At 51.9% G+C, this 14,994-nt stretch carries 16 protein-coding genes; 9 read left to right on the top strand and 7 right to left on the bottom strand.

What is annotated here, in order from left to right; genetic code table 11:
* Positions 1–4 precede the first annotated feature (4 nt).
* On the top strand, positions 5–928 hold the full coding sequence (gene srtB / locus ACFPQ4_RS13835; protein ID WP_378112449.1) for a class B sortase: 924 nt from the start codon (positions 5–7) through the stop codon (positions 926–928).
* Positions 929–987: 59 nt separating this feature from the next.
* Here the strand turns inward: srtB and ACFPQ4_RS13840 are convergent, their stop codons facing one another.
* Together ACFPQ4_RS13840 and ACFPQ4_RS13845 are read right to left on the bottom strand one after the other, a co-directional pair.
* Positions 988–1,305, bottom strand: coding sequence for an aspartyl-phosphate phosphatase Spo0E family protein (locus ACFPQ4_RS13840; RefSeq protein WP_378112450.1), 318 nt, complete (start codon positions 1,303–1,305; stop codon positions 988–990).
* Between the two features lie 34 nt (positions 1,306–1,339).
* Positions 1,340–2,323 carry a hypothetical protein gene (locus ACFPQ4_RS13845; RefSeq protein ID WP_378112451.1) on the bottom strand — a complete coding sequence of 328 codons (984 nt, stop codon included), beginning with the start codon at positions 2,321–2,323 and terminating at the stop codon, positions 1,340–1,342.
* A 297-nt stretch (positions 2,324–2,620) separates the two neighbouring features.
* Between ACFPQ4_RS13845 and ACFPQ4_RS13850 the strand changes: the two genes are divergently transcribed.
* On the top strand, positions 2,621–4,249 hold the full coding sequence (locus ACFPQ4_RS13850) for a putative bifunctional diguanylate cyclase/phosphodiesterase (protein ID WP_378112452.1): 1,629 nt from the start codon (positions 2,621–2,623) through the stop codon (positions 4,247–4,249).
* Positions 4,250–4,445: 196 nt separating this feature from the next.
* Here the strand turns inward: ACFPQ4_RS13850 and ACFPQ4_RS13855 are convergent, their stop codons facing one another.
* Positions 4,446–5,675, bottom strand: a complete 1,230-nt coding sequence (locus tag ACFPQ4_RS13855; protein WP_378112453.1) for an aminopeptidase — start codon at positions 5,673–5,675, stop codon at positions 4,446–4,448.
* 120 nt (positions 5,676–5,795) lie between these two features.
* Between ACFPQ4_RS13855 and ACFPQ4_RS13860 the strand changes: the two genes are divergently transcribed.
* Positions 5,796–6,503: a DNA alkylation repair protein gene (locus ACFPQ4_RS13860; RefSeq protein WP_378112454.1), complete on the top strand. Its 708-nt coding sequence runs from the start codon at positions 5,796–5,798 to the stop codon at positions 6,501–6,503.
* Between the two features lie 234 nt (positions 6,504–6,737).
* Here ACFPQ4_RS13860 and ACFPQ4_RS13865 read toward each other — a convergent pair whose 3' ends face one another.
* From ACFPQ4_RS13865 to ACFPQ4_RS13875, 3 genes are all read right to left on the bottom strand, one after another.
* Entirely contained in the window at positions 6,738–7,112 is a 375-nt protein-coding gene (locus tag ACFPQ4_RS13865) for a hypothetical protein (RefSeq protein ID WP_378112455.1), read from the bottom strand.
* Positions 7,113–7,272: 160 nt separating this feature from the next.
* The gene (locus tag ACFPQ4_RS13870; protein WP_378112456.1) at positions 7,273–9,048 is read right to left on the bottom strand and encodes an ABC transporter ATP-binding protein; all 1,776 of its coding nucleotides are present in this window, start codon (positions 9,046–9,048) and stop codon (positions 7,273–7,275) included.
* Entirely contained in the window at positions 9,041–10,810 is a 1,770-nt protein-coding gene (locus tag ACFPQ4_RS13875) for an ABC transporter ATP-binding protein (RefSeq protein ID WP_378112457.1), read from the bottom strand. Before ACFPQ4_RS13875 ends, ACFPQ4_RS13870 begins: the two co-directional genes overlap by 8 nt.
* A gap of 165 nt (positions 10,811–10,975) precedes the next feature.
* Here ACFPQ4_RS13875 and ACFPQ4_RS13880 point away from each other — a divergent pair, with 165 nt between their 5' ends.
* The 4 genes from ACFPQ4_RS13880 (at position 10,976) to ACFPQ4_RS13895 (ending at position 12,243) form a co-directional block, all read left to right on the top strand.
* Positions 10,976–11,239 (top strand): hypothetical protein, encoded by a 264-nt coding sequence (locus ACFPQ4_RS13880; protein ID WP_378112458.1) that lies wholly within the window; start codon positions 10,976–10,978, stop codon positions 11,237–11,239.
* Positions 11,240–11,271: 32 nt separating this feature from the next.
* Entirely contained in the window at positions 11,272–11,547 is a 276-nt protein-coding gene (locus ACFPQ4_RS13885) for a hypothetical protein (RefSeq protein ID WP_378112459.1), read from the top strand.
* Positions 11,544–11,723 (top strand): hypothetical protein, encoded by a 180-nt coding sequence (locus ACFPQ4_RS13890; RefSeq protein ID WP_378112460.1) that lies wholly within the window; start codon positions 11,544–11,546, stop codon positions 11,721–11,723. Before ACFPQ4_RS13885 ends, ACFPQ4_RS13890 begins: the two co-directional genes overlap by 4 nt.
* A 91-nt stretch (positions 11,724–11,814) precedes the next feature.
* Positions 11,815–12,243: an SRPBCC family protein gene (locus tag ACFPQ4_RS13895; RefSeq protein ID WP_378112461.1), complete on the top strand. Its 429-nt coding sequence runs from the start codon at positions 11,815–11,817 to the stop codon at positions 12,241–12,243.
* Between the two features lie 80 nt (positions 12,244–12,323).
* On the opposite strand, the gene ACFPQ4_RS13900 is transcribed toward ACFPQ4_RS13895, so the two are convergent.
* Positions 12,324–13,001, bottom strand: coding sequence for a hypothetical protein (locus ACFPQ4_RS13900; RefSeq protein ID WP_378112462.1), 678 nt, complete (start codon positions 12,999–13,001; stop codon positions 12,324–12,326).
* Positions 13,002–13,228: 227 nt separating this feature from the next.
* On the opposite strand from ACFPQ4_RS13900, the gene ACFPQ4_RS13905 reads away from it, so the two are divergent.
* Positions 13,229–14,308 carry a sensor histidine kinase gene (locus ACFPQ4_RS13905; RefSeq protein WP_378112463.1) on the top strand — a complete coding sequence of 360 codons (1,080 nt, stop codon included), beginning with the start codon at positions 13,229–13,231 and terminating at the stop codon, positions 14,306–14,308.
* 3 nt (positions 14,309–14,311) lie between these two features.
* A complete protein-coding gene (locus tag ACFPQ4_RS13910) occupies positions 14,312–14,911 on the top strand; it encodes a response regulator (RefSeq protein ID WP_378112464.1) in 600 nt (199 codons plus the stop codon).
* Positions 14,912–14,994 lie beyond the last annotated feature (83 nt).

Consider the following 14,994-nt stretch of genomic DNA (forward strand, 5'->3'; position numbering starts at 1 on the left):
CATCATGGGAACGAGAGGACAGAAGCTTGTGCGGGCGTTGTTCCGGATCGTTCGAGTCAGGACGCTGTTGATCGTCGCTTCGTTGACGGTGCTCATCTATTGCGTCGTCCAGATCGCCGCCTACTATATCGCTTCGGCGGAGAGCGAGCATACCTATGATCGCATCGGGGAGCTCTATCACAAGGATGCGCAGGCGGCGACGCCTGCGCCTTCGCCGTCTCCGGTGCCGCTGTTCGCGGCAGTAAGGCCATCGCCGACGCCGATCCCGTTTCCTACTCTGCCGAGCGTGCTGCCTTCGCCGATGCCGACACCGATGCCGGAGCCGGAGCCGGAAGCTGCGCTGCATCCGATCTCGCCGAAGCAAACGGCAAAGTTCGCGGAGTTGGCCGAGCTGAATCCTGACGTCGCGGGATGGTTGCATATCCCGGATACAAAGGTAGACTATCCAGTCGTTCAGACGGAGGACAACGCCTATTATCTCAGTCACTCGTTCGATAAGCGCGAGAGCATCGCGGGCACCCTCTTCATGGACTACCGCAACGACCGCGAGGAGCCCGATCGTAACACGATCTTGTATGGGCACCATATGAAGAACGGCACGATGTTCGGCTCGCTGATTAAGTACCGCAAGGAAGCGTACTATGACGCGAATCGGATCATCTCGTTCGATACGTTGAATTATGAGATGCGCTGGGAAATTTTCTCCGTCTATGTGACGGATACGTCGTTCGATTACATTCGCACCGAGTTCGAGGACGATGAGGCGTATGTTCGGTTTCTAAAAGAAATTCAGAGCAGATCTATCTATCCATCGGAAGTAAGCTTGGATGCTTCCGACCGAATCTTGACGTTATCTACGTGCGAATACGACTTCAAATCGGCTCGCCTCGTCATCCATGCCAAGCTGATCGTCGATTCCGGCAAATAAATAATGGCGGCGTTAGGGAGTTGATCCCTGCGCCGCCATTGCTCGTACCGAGTAGGAATTTATTTGCGGATAAACTCCACTATCATCCTATCCAACTCGCGAGATTTTTCCAGTATGAGCGGATCGTTCTCGTCAAATGCCCGCTCTGAACCCTCGATCTCCTCGTACAGCCGAAGGATGGACTCGCAAAGCCGAAGGGTTTCCCCTAGTGACGTATCCGCCTGCAATTTCGATTTGTTGTTGGGCAAGCTTCGCATGTACTTAACGATCAGCTTGTCCAGCATCTGCGATTGTCGAATGACGCGAAGATCATTGATTCCATATTGCTCAGCCATTTGTTGCATCGAACTGCGCAGTCTTTCGAGTTTTCTTAACAAAGGTTGCACTCCCTTTTCTCATGTGCTCATTCATCTATGAGAAAAAGGAGTGTCTGGGCGGTGGAGTCGGAGGTTCGTTCCCTCGCTTCGTGATTAACTGCTTGGTGTTCTTGGCATACACTTTCCTTCCGGTCATCTGCATGGCGGCAATCTCGGTCATAATCGCATCGGTATGCTTTGCATACGAAAGGCTGCCATGTCCCGACGTAGATAGCATCTGCAAGTTCGTCGCGTTAATGAGCACGACGCCCAGGATCAGGTTGTCGGACAAGGGAGACGGATCGTCTTTGGTCGTAACTGCGCGAGACTCCGGGCCATCGGCTGCCGCATGACCGGTATTCTTGATGTCGGCATCAACTTCAGGTGCCGGTTCAGTCGCGGTTTCAGTGGCATATTCGTCCGCCGGAAGAGGCTGATCCGGAGTCATCGGCGCTTCTTGCGGACGCGGAGACTCGAGTTGCAGACATGGATTCTCCGCGCATTCTTCATCTTCCGGTGCAACTGCCGATGGCTTAGGTGAAATATGAACTTGAACGACGGTAGATACCGTCTCCTCCAATACATCGCCTACTTGCGATACGATATCCGTCGTTCCGTTAACGACCGTACCTACCGTATTCGTCACTGGAGAACGTACATCGTCCAAAGTGCTCGCAACGGTCTCGAGTCCGGTAGCGAGACCGTCCGGCGACAATAATAGCTCGTCCGCGGAAAGTAGCTCCGCAACGCCGCCGGCGATGATCTCGGGCGTTTCGGTCGTCGTATCCACGGTCTGTTCGAGCATGTTCAATGCCGTATCCGTTATCTCGCCAAGATTTCCCGCGATCTCCGTTGTCAAGGTGGCGATTCCGGTGATCGGATGGAGCAGGCCGGAACGGTTCTGCAGCTCGTTGCCGTCGGCTAGCACGCGCTCGGTTGGTATTTTCGGCAATCCGGCTTCCGCAATGTCGCCGTTCCGGAGCATAGCGATACAGGAGAGAGCGCTAATGCATAACAATTTACTTCCGATTTTCATCATTCACCCCCTCTCCGCGATCCGGCATCGATCATTAGAATGAATTTTCTGACGAATAGATGTTGATTATTATAGAATAATGTCATAGGTATGTCCTAAGATTAGATGTAAAAATAGCCAATATCCCTATAAAATCGGGCTGTTCAGACTACGTGGACACAGCTTATTCGACACACATGGATTGTGCGTTAAAGATATATCGTAAGGATTGCTGATGGAATAATAGAAGGAGATTCACTATACTAAGTGTGCAGACCAAGATCACAACATCTAGCGAACAAGAAGTGAGGCTGACGGATAATGGATGCTGCTCTTTTAACGGACTTGCTGCCAGGGTTGACCGACGAGATGGAAGACTCGATCTACATAATGAAAGTCGATGCGGGGCAGTTCCGCTACGTTTTCGTCAACCGGGCGGCTACCCGATTAAGCGGCATTACGATGGATGCCGTCGGCAAATCCTTTTTCGAAGCGAATACGCCCGAGATGGCCGTTTATTTGCAGCCCAAATATTCTCGAGTCGTACAAGAACGACGAGCGATTCGGTTCGAAGACGGAAACGTGCTCCCGAACGGGGTCGTCAGCGGCGAGAGCATACTGAATCCGATCTACGGCGAAACGGGAGAAGTCGAATATGTCGTCAGCATAACCCGGGACACAAGCGAGCGCCGCGGTTACGAGGACAAACTGCTCAATCTCGCCTATCACGACGATTTGACGCAGCTGTACAATAGAAGGTATTTGTTCGAGAGCTTCAGAGACTTAGAGTCTATCTATTTGTTCGATCTAGACTACTTCAAGAAAATCAACGATACGTTCGGCCACGGCGCCGGAGACGCGGTGCTAGTGGAGGTTGCCTTGCGCATGGAGCGGGCGCTTGGTCGCGATCATCTGCTCGTTAGGCTCGGAGGAGACGAGTTCGTCGTCGCAAAGGCGAAAGGAACAGCTTCTCATGAAGACGTCGTCGAGAAGATCAAAAGGATTTTCAACGATGCGTTCCAGGTCCACGACCGCCAATTGAAGCTGAGCGCAAGTATCGGCGTAGCGCTTCGCAAGGAGGACGAAGACGTCTATACGTTGCTCAAGCAAGCGGATATCGCGCTCTATCGGGCTAAAAGCGACGGCAGGAAGACTCACCACGTATACGAGATGGAAATGAAATACGAGCATGTCGAGAATTTCATCCATGAGTTGGAGCTATCGAACGCGCTTGAGCGCGGGGAACTGAGCCTCGTCTATCAGCCGATTTACAATTATCAGTTTAAGAGAATTATCGGTTCGGAGGCATTGCTGCGGTGGAATCGCTGCGGCACAGGATTCATTCCTCCGGTGGATTTCATCCCGATCGCGGAAGAAACCGGGTTGATCATCCCCATCGGATATTGGGTCATACGCGAAGTCTGCAAGTTTTGGAAACAATTCGAAAGCTCGTTCAGTGAGCCATTCAAGCTGTCGGTCAATATTTCAAGGGTCCAGTTGAACGAGCCGGGCTTCGTCGACAGCATTTTGCGAATATTAGATAGCGAAGGGGTATCTCCTCGGGTGTTCGAGCTCGAGATCACGGAAAGCACAGTCATCCATAACCTGATGGCCGTACAGCAGACGCTTCGCAGCTTGAGAGCCGCAGGGTTCACGATCGCGCTCGACGATTTCGGAACCGGGTATTCCTCGTTGAACATGCTGACGTCTCTTCCGCTTGATAAGCTGAAGATAGACAAATCGTTCATCCGCGATTTGAACGAGCCGTTGATTACGTCGATATTAATGATGGCCAATGCTTTGAAGCTCGAGGTTATCGTGGAGGGCGTGGAGGAAGAGGCTCAATTCCGGATGCTGGCCGGCTTGAATTGTTGGGGGCTTCAAGGGTACTACATTAGCATGCCGCTCGGTCACGAGCAGATTGCGGCGACATTGGGGCGCGATGACTAAGCTTTTCAAGAGTAAATCTCTATAACTTATAAAAGGGCGATCCCATAGTCATCTTTCGATGATTTCGGGATCGCCCTTTGTTCTAGCATAAGACTGTTCTAGCTGAAGTTATCGCTTAGTTGGCCCGATACGTTTCGACGCCTTGCGTAACGTCAAGCCGCAAAGGGGGCGCTTTTTCACGCCAACGCCAGTCGGGCTAGAACGCCCAATTGCCCTTGCGGAACACCGGCTCGATTAGACCGTCCTTCGTGATGCCGTCGATATCCATTTCGGCGGATCCGATCATGAAGTCGACGTGCAGGATGCTCTGGTTAAGACCGGCTTGTTCCAGCTCCTCGCGGGACATGGCGGTTCCGCCTTCGATGCAGGTCGGGTACGCGTTGCCCAAGGCCAGATGGTTGGAGGCATTCTCGTCGAACAGCGTATTGAAGAAAATGATGTTCGAATTCGAGATCGGAGACTGGTGCGGTACGAGAGCCGCTTCTCCGAGGTAACGCGAACTTTTGTCCAAATCGAGCATCGTCTTCAAGGAATCGTATCCCTTCTCGGCTTCGAAGTCCACGACGCGACCGTTCTCGAACGTAAGGCTGAAGTTCTCGATTACATTGCCTTGATAGCTCAGCGGCTTGGTGCTTCGTACGACTCCGTGCGTGCCGTCTTTATGAGGTGCCGTATATACCTCTTCGGTAGGAATGTTCGGGTTGAACGTATTCCCTTGTTCGTTGTTCGAGATGCCGCCGTTCCACAAGTGATTGTCCGGCAGCCCGATGAAGAGGTCCGTTCCCGGAGCGCGGTAGTGGAGCTGCTTGTATTGTTTGCCGTTCAAATAAGCGCGCTTGGCGAGCAAGACGTTGTTATGCTCCTCCCAAGCTTTCACGGGATCGTCCTGTTTGACGCGAACGGCACGGAAGATCGCTTCCCATAACGCTTCGACGGCTGCATGCGTATCCAATTCAGGGAATACCAGCTTAGCCCAGCCGTCCGAAGGAGCAGCCGCGATGGACCAGGTCATTCTCTTCGAAGACATATATTTTCTGAACGTAGCAAGAGCAGCCGATGAGACCCGCGAGTAATTCGCAACCCGCTTAGGATCGATATCCTTCAATAGCTCGGGATCGTCGGAGTTGATGAGCAGATAGGCTCCGCCTTGCTCCGCTAACTCCGTCATAGCCTGCGCACGCCACGTCGGATACTGTTCGAACGCTTCGTCCGGCGCAAGTCCGTAGGTCAGCTTCGTAAGGGATTCATCCCGCCACTCGACGTGGACCTTCTTCGCTCCCTCTTCATAGGCACGCTTAACGATCATACGAACGAGCTCGGGAATGTGAATAGGCGCGTTGATCCAGAGCTCCTGCCCGGGCTGAATATGGATCGCCGTTCTAACGATAAGATCGGCATATTTGGTTAAATCAATGGTCGATGGCATACCTAATCCCTCCTGTTTTAATAAAAGTGTAACACAATCCCGAATCGCTTCTCGACTCGTCAATTATGATATATTTTAGACAAGTAGAATTCAGTTCTTAGAACAAGGAAGTGTTGAACAATGGATCTGGAATCGGTCATGCAGGAGCTTGAAGCGCTCGGCAAGGAACGGATGAAGAAGATGTACCTATCCAATGGCGCGCACGAACCGCTGTTTGGCGTGGCAACGGGCGAGATGAAGCCCATCTTCAAGAAAACGAAAATAAACCAGCCTTTAGCCGAGCAGCTTTACGCCACGGGGAACTACGACGCCATGTACTTTGCCGGCATAATCGCAGATCCGAAAGCGATGACCGAGGCGGATTTCGAGCGTTGGATCGACGGGGCATACTTCTATATGCTGTCCGATTTCGTGGTCTCGGTCACGTTGGCGGAGACGGCTATCGCGCAGCAAGTGGCCGATAAATGGATCGCCAGCGGGGAAGAGCTGCGGATGTCGGCAGGCTGGAGTTGTTACTGTTGGTTGCTGGGCAGCCGCAAGGACGTCGAATTTGACGCAAGCAAACTGGCTGATCTGCTCGAATGGGTGAAAAATACGATTCACGACGCTCCCGAACGCACGAAATACGCGATGAACAATTTTATGTATACCGTCGCGACATCTTATATTCCGCTTCATGATCAGGCGGTCGAGACAGCTAAGGCAGTAGGCCCCGTCGAAGTAGGCAAGGACAAGAAGCCAAGCAAGCTCATTCACGCTTTCGCGAATATCCAGAAGGCAATAGATAAAGGGCAGATCGGTTTCAAGCGCAAACATGTAAGATGTTAAAAGCGTAGCAAACGGCTTGTCAAATCCCCGAATTTAGTCGTGTGATGTAAGTACAATCCGAGCATGGTCATAACAAATGAAGGGGATCGTGCTCGGCGGGGGAGCCCAGCTTATTATTTCGTTCTATTACTTGATCTATTTGACCGATAATAGCGGAAGATTCCGGCAAGCCGGAATTCTTCCGCTATTTCGTTGCACGCCAAAGAGACGCTAGATGCGCCGAGCTAACCTTTTTTAACCGGTAATGATGCCAATGTCTGTCGGCATAATGCCCGTGCTTTGGATAGCGTTGATTTGGCTAGTCGTAAGGTTGCGGCCTGCCAAAATAAACGATGAAGTGACATTGTTGAAATTAAAGTTTCTCAAGTCCCTGACGTTCTGGCTTCCCCGGAAAACGCGGAAGGAGCCTTGGAAGTTGATGTCCCTGAACAATACGAGCGTGACTTGACCCGGAATAATGACATTCACTAGCCGGAAGCTGGAGAGAATATCGTTGAACTGAAAAACCCGGAGATCGCGTACGGCAATGCCTCCGCGCCTAAAGACAAGCCTTCGGCCCGTAAAGTTAAACCCCGAGAACAGCGATAATCTTACGAATCTATTAGACATTTCAATCACCTCTAATCTAGTGGGATATTATCAATGTATGAGAATGAATTGAAGGTTGATTAGACGATCTATTCAGGGTAAACGACTCATTAATTGTTAATCATGCAAATAAGCCTCCGATCTCAGCTGAGATCGAGGGCTTATTAATTGTATTGGAAGCTTAAGCTTCCATCTTCTGAGCCGTGTATAGCTTGTAATACCGGCCGCGCTTCGCCATTAGCTCGTCGTGCGAGCCGCTTTCGGCGATGCCCCGATCGGAGACGTACATGATCCGGTCGCAGTTTTTGATCGTCGATAACCGGTGCGCGATGATGAACGAGGTTCGTCCTTTGAGCAATTCGTTGAGACCTTTTTGCAGCAGGCGCTCGGTTTGCGCATCGATAGACGAGGTGGCCTCGTCTAAAATCAAAATTCGCGGATTAGCCAGTAGCGTACGAGCGAACGATATGAGCTGCTTTTGCCCCTGAGACAGCTTCGAACCGCGCTCATTGACCTCTGTCTTATAACCGTTCTCGAACTCGCGGATGAAGTCATCGGCACAGACGGTTTTGGCCGCGGCGATAATCTCTTCTTCCGTGGCATCTAGCCTGCCGTAGCGGATATTGTCCAGAATCGTGCCGGAGAAGATAAAGCTGTCCTGCAGCATGATGCCCATCTGGCTGCGCAGCGACTTCAGCTTTACTTCTGCAATATCGTGACCATCGATAAGCAGCTTGCCGCCGGTAATGTTGTAGAAGCGCGAAATCAAGTTGACGATCGTCGTCTTTCCGGCGCCCGTCGGGCCGACGAGCGCGATGCTCTCGCCCGCCTTAACGTTGAAGTTCAAGTGCTCCAGTATGTTATGACCCGGGTCGTAAGCGAAGGTTACGTCGTCGAACGTCACGTTGCCTTGTATCGGCGGAAGCTCGCGAGCCTTCGGCACGTCGCTGACGGTCACTGGCTCGTCGAGCGTCTCGAAAATACGCTCCAAGTAGGCAACTCCGTTGATGAAGCTATTATAAATGTTCGAGAGGTTAAGAATCGGCTGCCAGAACCGCGCCGCATAGCCGCTCATCGCGAGGATGACGCCGAAGGTGGCGGCTCCCGGCTCTAGCGTCAGCAATCCGACAAGAAAGATGCAAGTGCCGACGATCGTCGCCAGATTGTCTACCGAGAACGGGACGAGGAAGTTCAAATACATCGTCCGCATCCACTCTTTGCGATAGTTGGTGGACAGGCGGGTAAAGGTGCTCTCGTTAACTTTCTCGCGGGTAAAAATTTGCGTGACGCGAATGCCGCTGATGCTCTCCTGCGTGTAAGCGTTCAGGTTGGAGCTCTTGTTGGATACGGCTTGCCACGCCCGGCGTTGCCTGGTCTTGATGAGCATCATGATAGCGATGAAGACGGGCAGACCCGCGAGAATGACGAGCGATAGCTGCACGTTGACGGCGAACATGAAGATCGCGATGAACAGCAAGTTAAGAATCTCGAGAATGAAGTTAATGATGCCGTTGGACAGCACGTCCGACACGGAGTTCACGTAGTTGACGACCCGGATGAGAATTTTGCCCTGAGGCCGGTCGTCGTAATATTGGAATGGCAGCTCCTGCAAGTGCTTGAACAAATCCGTCCGAATTTCGAAAATAATATCCTGCCCGACGCGGGTCATAATGCGCGAGCGAATCGTGGCCAAGATGACGCTGACGACGATTGTGGCGAGCATAAGACCCGACCATCCGATTAACGCCGCGGTCTCTTTGGCCGGAATCGTAACGTCGACGACATGCTGCAGAATGAGCGGTGCGGAAAGCCCGATGCCCGCCGAGAACGCGCTAAGCACGAGCGCGATGATCATCGGCTTCTTCTGCCGTTTAATATAGACGAGCGCGCGCCGGAAGTGTCGGATGTCGAAAGGAGACTCCAAATTCTCGTCGATGTCGAATTTATTTCTAGCCATGAGCGTTCGCCTGCCTTCCAATGCCCTCGGTTTGCAGCTTGAATACGTCGTAATAATAGCCTCGCTTCGCGATGAGCTCGGCGTGGGTGCCTTCTTCGATGACGCGGCCGTTGTCGAGAATGAGGATACGGTCAGCTTCCGCCGTCGTGGACACGCGTTGGGCGATGATGATCTTCGTGCAGGCAAACTCCAGCTCGCGCAAGCTCTTCTGGATATGCTCCTCCGTCTCGAGATCGACGGCCGACGTCGTGTCGTCGAGAATCAGGATCGGAGGCTGCACGGCCATCGCCCGGGCTAGCGCGATACGTTGCTTCTGCCCGCCGGAAAGGCCGACGCCGCGTTCGCCGACGATCGTATCGTAGCCGTCCGGCATTTTGCGGATGAAGTCGTGGGCGGCGGCGAGCTTGGCGAACTTCATGACGTCCTCTTCCGGCATGTCCGGATTGCCGTACGCGATGTTGCCGTCGATCGTGTCGGAGAACAGTAGAACGTCTTGCGTCGCGACGCCGATATTGGCGCGTAGCTCGTCGAGCTCCAGCTGGCGTACGTCGGTGCCGTCCACCAGGACGCGGCCCTTCGCCACGTCATAGAAGCGCGGAATCAAGTTGATGAGCGTCGTCTTGCCAGCCCCCGTCGCACCCATGATGGCGATCGTCTCGCCGGGCGCGACCGTGAAGCTGATATTGTCCAGCACGGTAGTATTGTCGAACTTGAAGCTCACTTGGTCGAATTGGATTCGGCCGCTATACCGTCGTTTAACGCCGCCCTTGTGCGCGTTGACGATGTCCGGATGCGCGTAGTACACTTCGATGATTTTATTCAAGCTCGCAACAAAGCGTTGGAGGTCGTTGATAATGATCCCGATGTTGCGCATCGGGTTGGCTAGACCCCAGATCAGAGCGGAGAAGGCGGAAAATTCCCCGAAGGTGAGTTTACCGTTCATCACGAGCAGTCCGCCCGCGATCATGAGGATCACGTTGAATGCTTGGGCTAACGTCTCTAGATAAGGGAAGTAATCGAGCCATACCATCGCCGCGGCCTTGTTGGCTTTGGAGTAGTTGACGTTCTTCTCGGTGAACTTCTGGACTTCGTACTCCTCTCGGGCGAACGCCTTGACGACGCGGTTACCCGCGATATTTTCCTGCGTGGTGGTGTTAAGCTGCGACAGACGCTCCCGAAGGTCGGTATACATGGGACGAACGCGTCTCGCGAAAATAAAAGCCACGATAAATATCGGAGGCGACAGGATGAGCAGCCACAACGTCAGCCCGACGTCGATGTAGAAGAAATAGACGACCGCCGCCAAGAAAACCGTCAGCGATTCGATGATCGTCTTAATGATCCACGCCAAGGAGTGCCGCACCATATCTAGGTCGCCTGTCATCTTGGTCATGAGGTCTCCGGTGCGGTTGCGATCGTAATAACTCATGTCCTGGCCTTGGATTTTGTTATACAAATAAATCCGGACGCGGAACAGCAGGTTCTGCGAGGCTCGCTCGTACATGAGAGTCGTGAAATAGGCTAAGCCCGTGCGTAGCAATGAAAAGCCGATCATGCCCAAGCACAGGCCGATCAAGAGCGACCGCTCCGTCGTCAGATTGCGCGAGGCATCGTCGCCAGCGATGAACGTATCGACGATTCTCTGACCGATGTACGGGTTAATAATCGTGAGCGCGGAGCCTACTACCGAGAGGATCAACGCGACGATATACCGTACCCGATCCCCTATCAAATTGTGCCATAACCATTTGAGCTGAAACATGCGATCACCGGCTTCTGAGAGTTTCTGAAAATTGTGTATCCGAGCTTTGCCCGGATCAAAACTATCGAAAATTATATCACATCGTGTTTTTGTTGTACGTACAACAAGGCAAAATAGTCGAGCCGACCTACCTGTTCGAGGAGAACTTCGATGGAGGGATTAACGATGTCCAACGACAATGAGGCCAAAGACTTTAAGCTGGAAGAGCTGGAAAAGCCGTTGACGGAGCAGGAAATGAAAGAAACGACCGGCGGAGACGGGACGGCGCTGCCGCCAGGACTGTACGTACAAGTGCTAGATGGCTTGATCCACGTAGACAATCAAGGCGGTGCAAGCAATTTCGCCGCTGGCCAGTTCGGCTTTACGCCCAACATAACGCAACCGCCGGTAATCGTACCGAAAAACCCGGGTTTGCAATTCGCTCGTTAGGATTTTCTGTTTAAAGCGAGGAGGTGGCTAGCATGACGAACGAGCTGGATAATATAGCGCTCAGAGTGAACGGAACGGATTGGCGTCTGCGCGACGTACTGAAGCTCGCGTGCATGGAGGGCGGATTTTCGGCCGTCGAGGATAGCATAAGCAGAGCGGTTATCCTGGCATTCGCTGAGCAGCACGGTCTAGCGATAGAGGAGCAAGAATGGAAAGCGAAAGCGAACGAGATGCGGCGGCAACGGGGACTATACAAGCGACGAGCGCGCTCGACAACGAATCGGAGAAGACGATTCAGCGGAACATGAGCACGATCCTAAAGGACCGAACGACCCTTATTATCGCGCATCGGCTTAGCACCGTCCGGCATGCGGACCGCATTCTCGTGCTGGATCAAGGCGTTATCGCCGAGTCCGGCACGCATGAGGAGCTATTGGCGGCCAGAGGGCTATATCACCTGTTGGCTAGCCAGCCGTCGGAGTAGCTGCATAATGCGAACTCTAATCCCTATCGACTACAACGAATTCCCATGGTAAAATTTGATAATAATAGAGTCTTATGAGGAGGTTTTACTAATGTCTACAAGCAATTCAGTAACGGTTACGGTGGAAGCGCTCGTGCATGCACCGGTCGAAAGCGTATGGGAGTTTTGGTCGGAGCCTAAGCATATCAAGCAGTGGAATAGCGCTTCCGATGATTGGCACACGCCGCACGCGGAGAACGATCTCAGGGTCGGTGGCAAATTTTCCTCTAGAATGGAAGCCAAAGACGGCAGCTTCGGGTTCGACTTCGGCGGCGAATACGACGAGGTTAACTTGCACGAGACGATCGCCTATACGATGGGCGACGGCAGACGGGTTAAAGTCTCGTTCATTCGCGAAGGCAGCGACACGAAGATCGTCGAGTCGTTCGATGCGGAGACGACTAACCCTGTCGAGATGCAGCAGGCCGGTTGGCAGGCGATCCTGAACAGCTTCAAAGCCTACGCGGAGAAGGCCCAATAAGATTTAGTAGCCCCAATCGCAGCAAAAGGTACAGTCACTCGATCGAACGAGTGAGCTGTACCTTTTTTTAACCCTGCTTCTTACTTTTTCATAAAACCGACCTGCGTAATCGTCGTAACGGGCTTGTCCTTATTCGTCATATCGAACGACTTTACAGCGCTGTCGCCTACTTTGATCGAGATGCCTTTAAGCGTGTACACGGATTCGATCTTAACGGCATCGTGCCCGCCATGCGTCGGGTCGTAGACGTCAGGGTTCGCGTAAACTTTCTTGATGAGTTCGAGCACGCTCGTCGACACGATGCTCGCATCTTCTTTGAACGTTACTTTTTTGCCGCCTTTTGTTGTAACCGATGTGAGGGTCGCATCTTTCAGCTTGTTGTCCTTCCAAACTTTGCTGCCGATCAGTTGTTTCGTTTTAGCGTTGTAATCTTTAATGTCTTTGAAAGCATAGGTGATCGTGTAGACGTAATCGTTCTTTTCTTCTTTGAACGCGACTTTAAACCCGGAAGGAACGCTCTTCTTCAGGAAAGTCGTAACCGCGCCCATGCCGTTCGGGAAAAAGGTCGAGTTATCGTCTACGGTACCGTTGTTATCCGGCTTGGTGGCGGTGTCTTTCAAAACTACGATCGTCAAAGTCTTGCTTCCTGCGCCTGCAGCAGACGTAATCGTCATGCTGGACTTAACTTCCCCGCCCCAACAGCCGGTTAGAGCGAATGCGAGCAGAACGATAGCCAGAACCGTGCTTAATTTTTTCATCTCTTTGTTGCCTCCCATTTTGTGGTTAGATGTAAGCGTTTCAATTGCAGTTTATCTAATCGCAGAAAACTCGTCTTTCTAAAGTGGTGCTATTTATTTACAAAATCGAGACTTCCGCCAATTTAGCACGGCTGTACGGAATTTCTCCGATATTATTAATCTCCCAGCTCGGCTATAATTAGGAGTGCGTTCGGGCGACTAGATGAATTAAAGGTGATAGAACGACTATGGATATGCTGAAAGACTTTCTGCTGCAACTGGCTTGCATAACGACGTTAGTATTCGCTTATCAGATCTTTTTTGCGGGGAAAGTCGGAAGAGATCGCTACGTAAAGACGATTATGATCGTCTTATTGGGCTTGTCCATCGTCCTGTGCATGACCTTTCCCGCTTATATTACTTCCAATATTCGCATGGATATTAGAATCATTCCCTTGTTGTTAGGCACATTGTATGGCGGCTGGGAAATAGGCGCGGGCTTATCCGCGATTATCGTCCTATATCGCTTGTTTCTCGGGTTCGATTTGGGCATATTTACGACGATTGCGACCCTCGCTGTCACTATGCCGGTTATCGTACTCGCTCATAAGCGATTCACTAAGGCGCGGATGAATGCGAAAATACGAATCGCGCTGATCTTATCCGTCTCCTATTGGCTTGTCGGAGTCCTGATTGGAACTTGTATTAGAGGGTTTTCTTTTCATACGTTTCAGGTGCAGTTGATTTATCTCGTTATTACGGTAACGGCCATTGCGTACTTCATCTCGTTGAAAGAAACGATAGACGAAATGGTCAGGAAACATCGGCAGCTCCAATCGGAAGCCAAAGACGCGGAAATCGCTTTTCTGCGATCGCAGATCAAGCCTCATTTTCTGTACAACTCCCTGAACTCTATAGCCGCATTGTGCATCGATGAGCCCCGGAAAGCGGAACAATTGACGCTTGATCTTTCGCAATATTTGAGAAGCAGCTTCGACTTCAAGCAATTGGACACGCTCACGACGATCAAGAATGAATTGGAGCTCCTGCAAGCTTATCTCAACATCGAACGGGCGCGCTTCGGCTCTAGATTGGACGTAGAGTACGACGTGGATGCCGACCTGGATATACAGGTTCCCCCGCTGGTTTTACAGCCGTTGGTGGAAAATGCGATTAAACACGGCCTGATGTCTAATTTACGGGGCGGAACGGTGAAGCGCATCCAGCTTCTCTACGGACAGAGCCTTCGCATCCATAGCGAAGAAGGAATCGGGACAAAGGTAATCTTCGACCTTCCCGCACAATCGATCAAGCTGGTCGGAGGTTAAAGCATGCTGCGAGCCATTATCGTGGACGATGAGCCCTTATCGGTGAGCCGATTGAAGAGGATTGTATCCGAGAACGGCGAGATCGACATTTGCCGGACGTTCCTTGACCCGTTGGAAGCGTACGAATACGTGAAGCTGAATCCGATCCATCTTGCTTTCGTCGATATTTCAATGCCGGAGATCGATGGGATGCGGCTATCCGGCATGTTAAACGAGCTTGATGCTTCCATAGCGATCGTCTTCGTGACCGCCCATGACGATTATGCGGTTCAAGCTTTCGATATGAGCGCGCTTGACTATTTAATGAAGCCCGTATCCGCCGAGCGCGTGTCTAGAACGTTGGACAAGATCGTAAAGAATCATCGAAGCACGGCGGCTCACCCGACCGTTGAGGGTAAGGGCGAACGATTAACCGAGCAGGAAACGAAGGTTTTACGGTTGATCGCTAGCGGATTGTCGAACAAGGAAATCGCCCGGAATTTGAACATCACAAGCGAAACCGTGAAGACGCATATTAAAAACGTATACAGAAAACTCAGAGTCAACAATCGCGTGCAAGCGCTGCAACGAGCCAAGGGTCAAGGATATAAATTAATGGAATAAAATACCTCGCGGAACCAGTTGGTCAAGACCCCATTTAGTGGACAGATAAAAAAGCCTAGGCTACAAGCTGGCGTCGGTATTCA

This window comes from Cohnella yongneupensis (assembly GCF_042655785.1).
In the GTDB taxonomy this organism is placed as follows: domain Bacteria; phylum Bacillota; class Bacilli; order Paenibacillales; family Paenibacillaceae; genus Cohnella; species Cohnella yongneupensis.

Coding starts and splice junctions, on each gene's coding strand:
- ACFPQ4_RS13900 (WP_378112462.1), bottom strand. CDS start 13,001: ATGAAAAAATTAAGCACGGTTCTGGCTATCGTTCTGCTCGCATTCGCT.
- ACFPQ4_RS13880 (WP_378112458.1), top strand. CDS start 10,976: ATGTCCAACGACAATGAGGCCAAAGACTTTAAGCTGGAAGAGCTGGAA.
- ACFPQ4_RS13890 (WP_378112460.1), top strand. CDS start 11,544: ATGAGCACGATCCTAAAGGACCGAACGACCCTTATTATCGCGCATCGG.
- ACFPQ4_RS13905 (WP_378112463.1), top strand. CDS start 13,229: ATGGATATGCTGAAAGACTTTCTGCTGCAACTGGCTTGCATAACGACG.
- ACFPQ4_RS13870 (WP_378112456.1), bottom strand. CDS start 9,048: ATGGCTAGAAATAAATTCGACATCGACGAGAATTTGGAGTCTCCTTTC.
- ACFPQ4_RS13860 (WP_378112454.1), top strand. CDS start 5,796: ATGGATCTGGAATCGGTCATGCAGGAGCTTGAAGCGCTCGGCAAGGAA.
- ACFPQ4_RS13865 (WP_378112455.1), bottom strand. CDS start 7,112: ATGTCTAATAGATTCGTAAGATTATCGCTGTTCTCGGGGTTTAACTTT.
- ACFPQ4_RS13875 (WP_378112457.1), bottom strand. CDS start 10,810: ATGTTTCAGCTCAAATGGTTATGGCACAATTTGATAGGGGATCGGGTA.
- ACFPQ4_RS13895 (WP_378112461.1), top strand. CDS start 11,815: ATGTCTACAAGCAATTCAGTAACGGTTACGGTGGAAGCGCTCGTGCAT.
- ACFPQ4_RS13845 (WP_378112451.1), bottom strand. CDS start 2,323: ATGATGAAAATCGGAAGTAAATTGTTATGCATTAGCGCTCTCTCCTGT.
- ACFPQ4_RS13850 (WP_378112452.1), top strand. CDS start 2,621: ATGGATGCTGCTCTTTTAACGGACTTGCTGCCAGGGTTGACCGACGAG.
- ACFPQ4_RS13910 (WP_378112464.1), top strand. CDS start 14,312: ATGCTGCGAGCCATTATCGTGGACGATGAGCCCTTATCGGTGAGCCGA.
- ACFPQ4_RS13885 (WP_378112459.1), top strand. CDS start 11,272: ATGACGAACGAGCTGGATAATATAGCGCTCAGAGTGAACGGAACGGAT.
- srtB (WP_378112449.1), top strand. CDS start 5: ATGGGAACGAGAGGACAGAAGCTTGTGCGGGCGTTGTTCCGGATCGTT.
- ACFPQ4_RS13855 (WP_378112453.1), bottom strand. CDS start 5,675: ATGCCATCGACCATTGATTTAACCAAATATGCCGATCTTATCGTTAGA.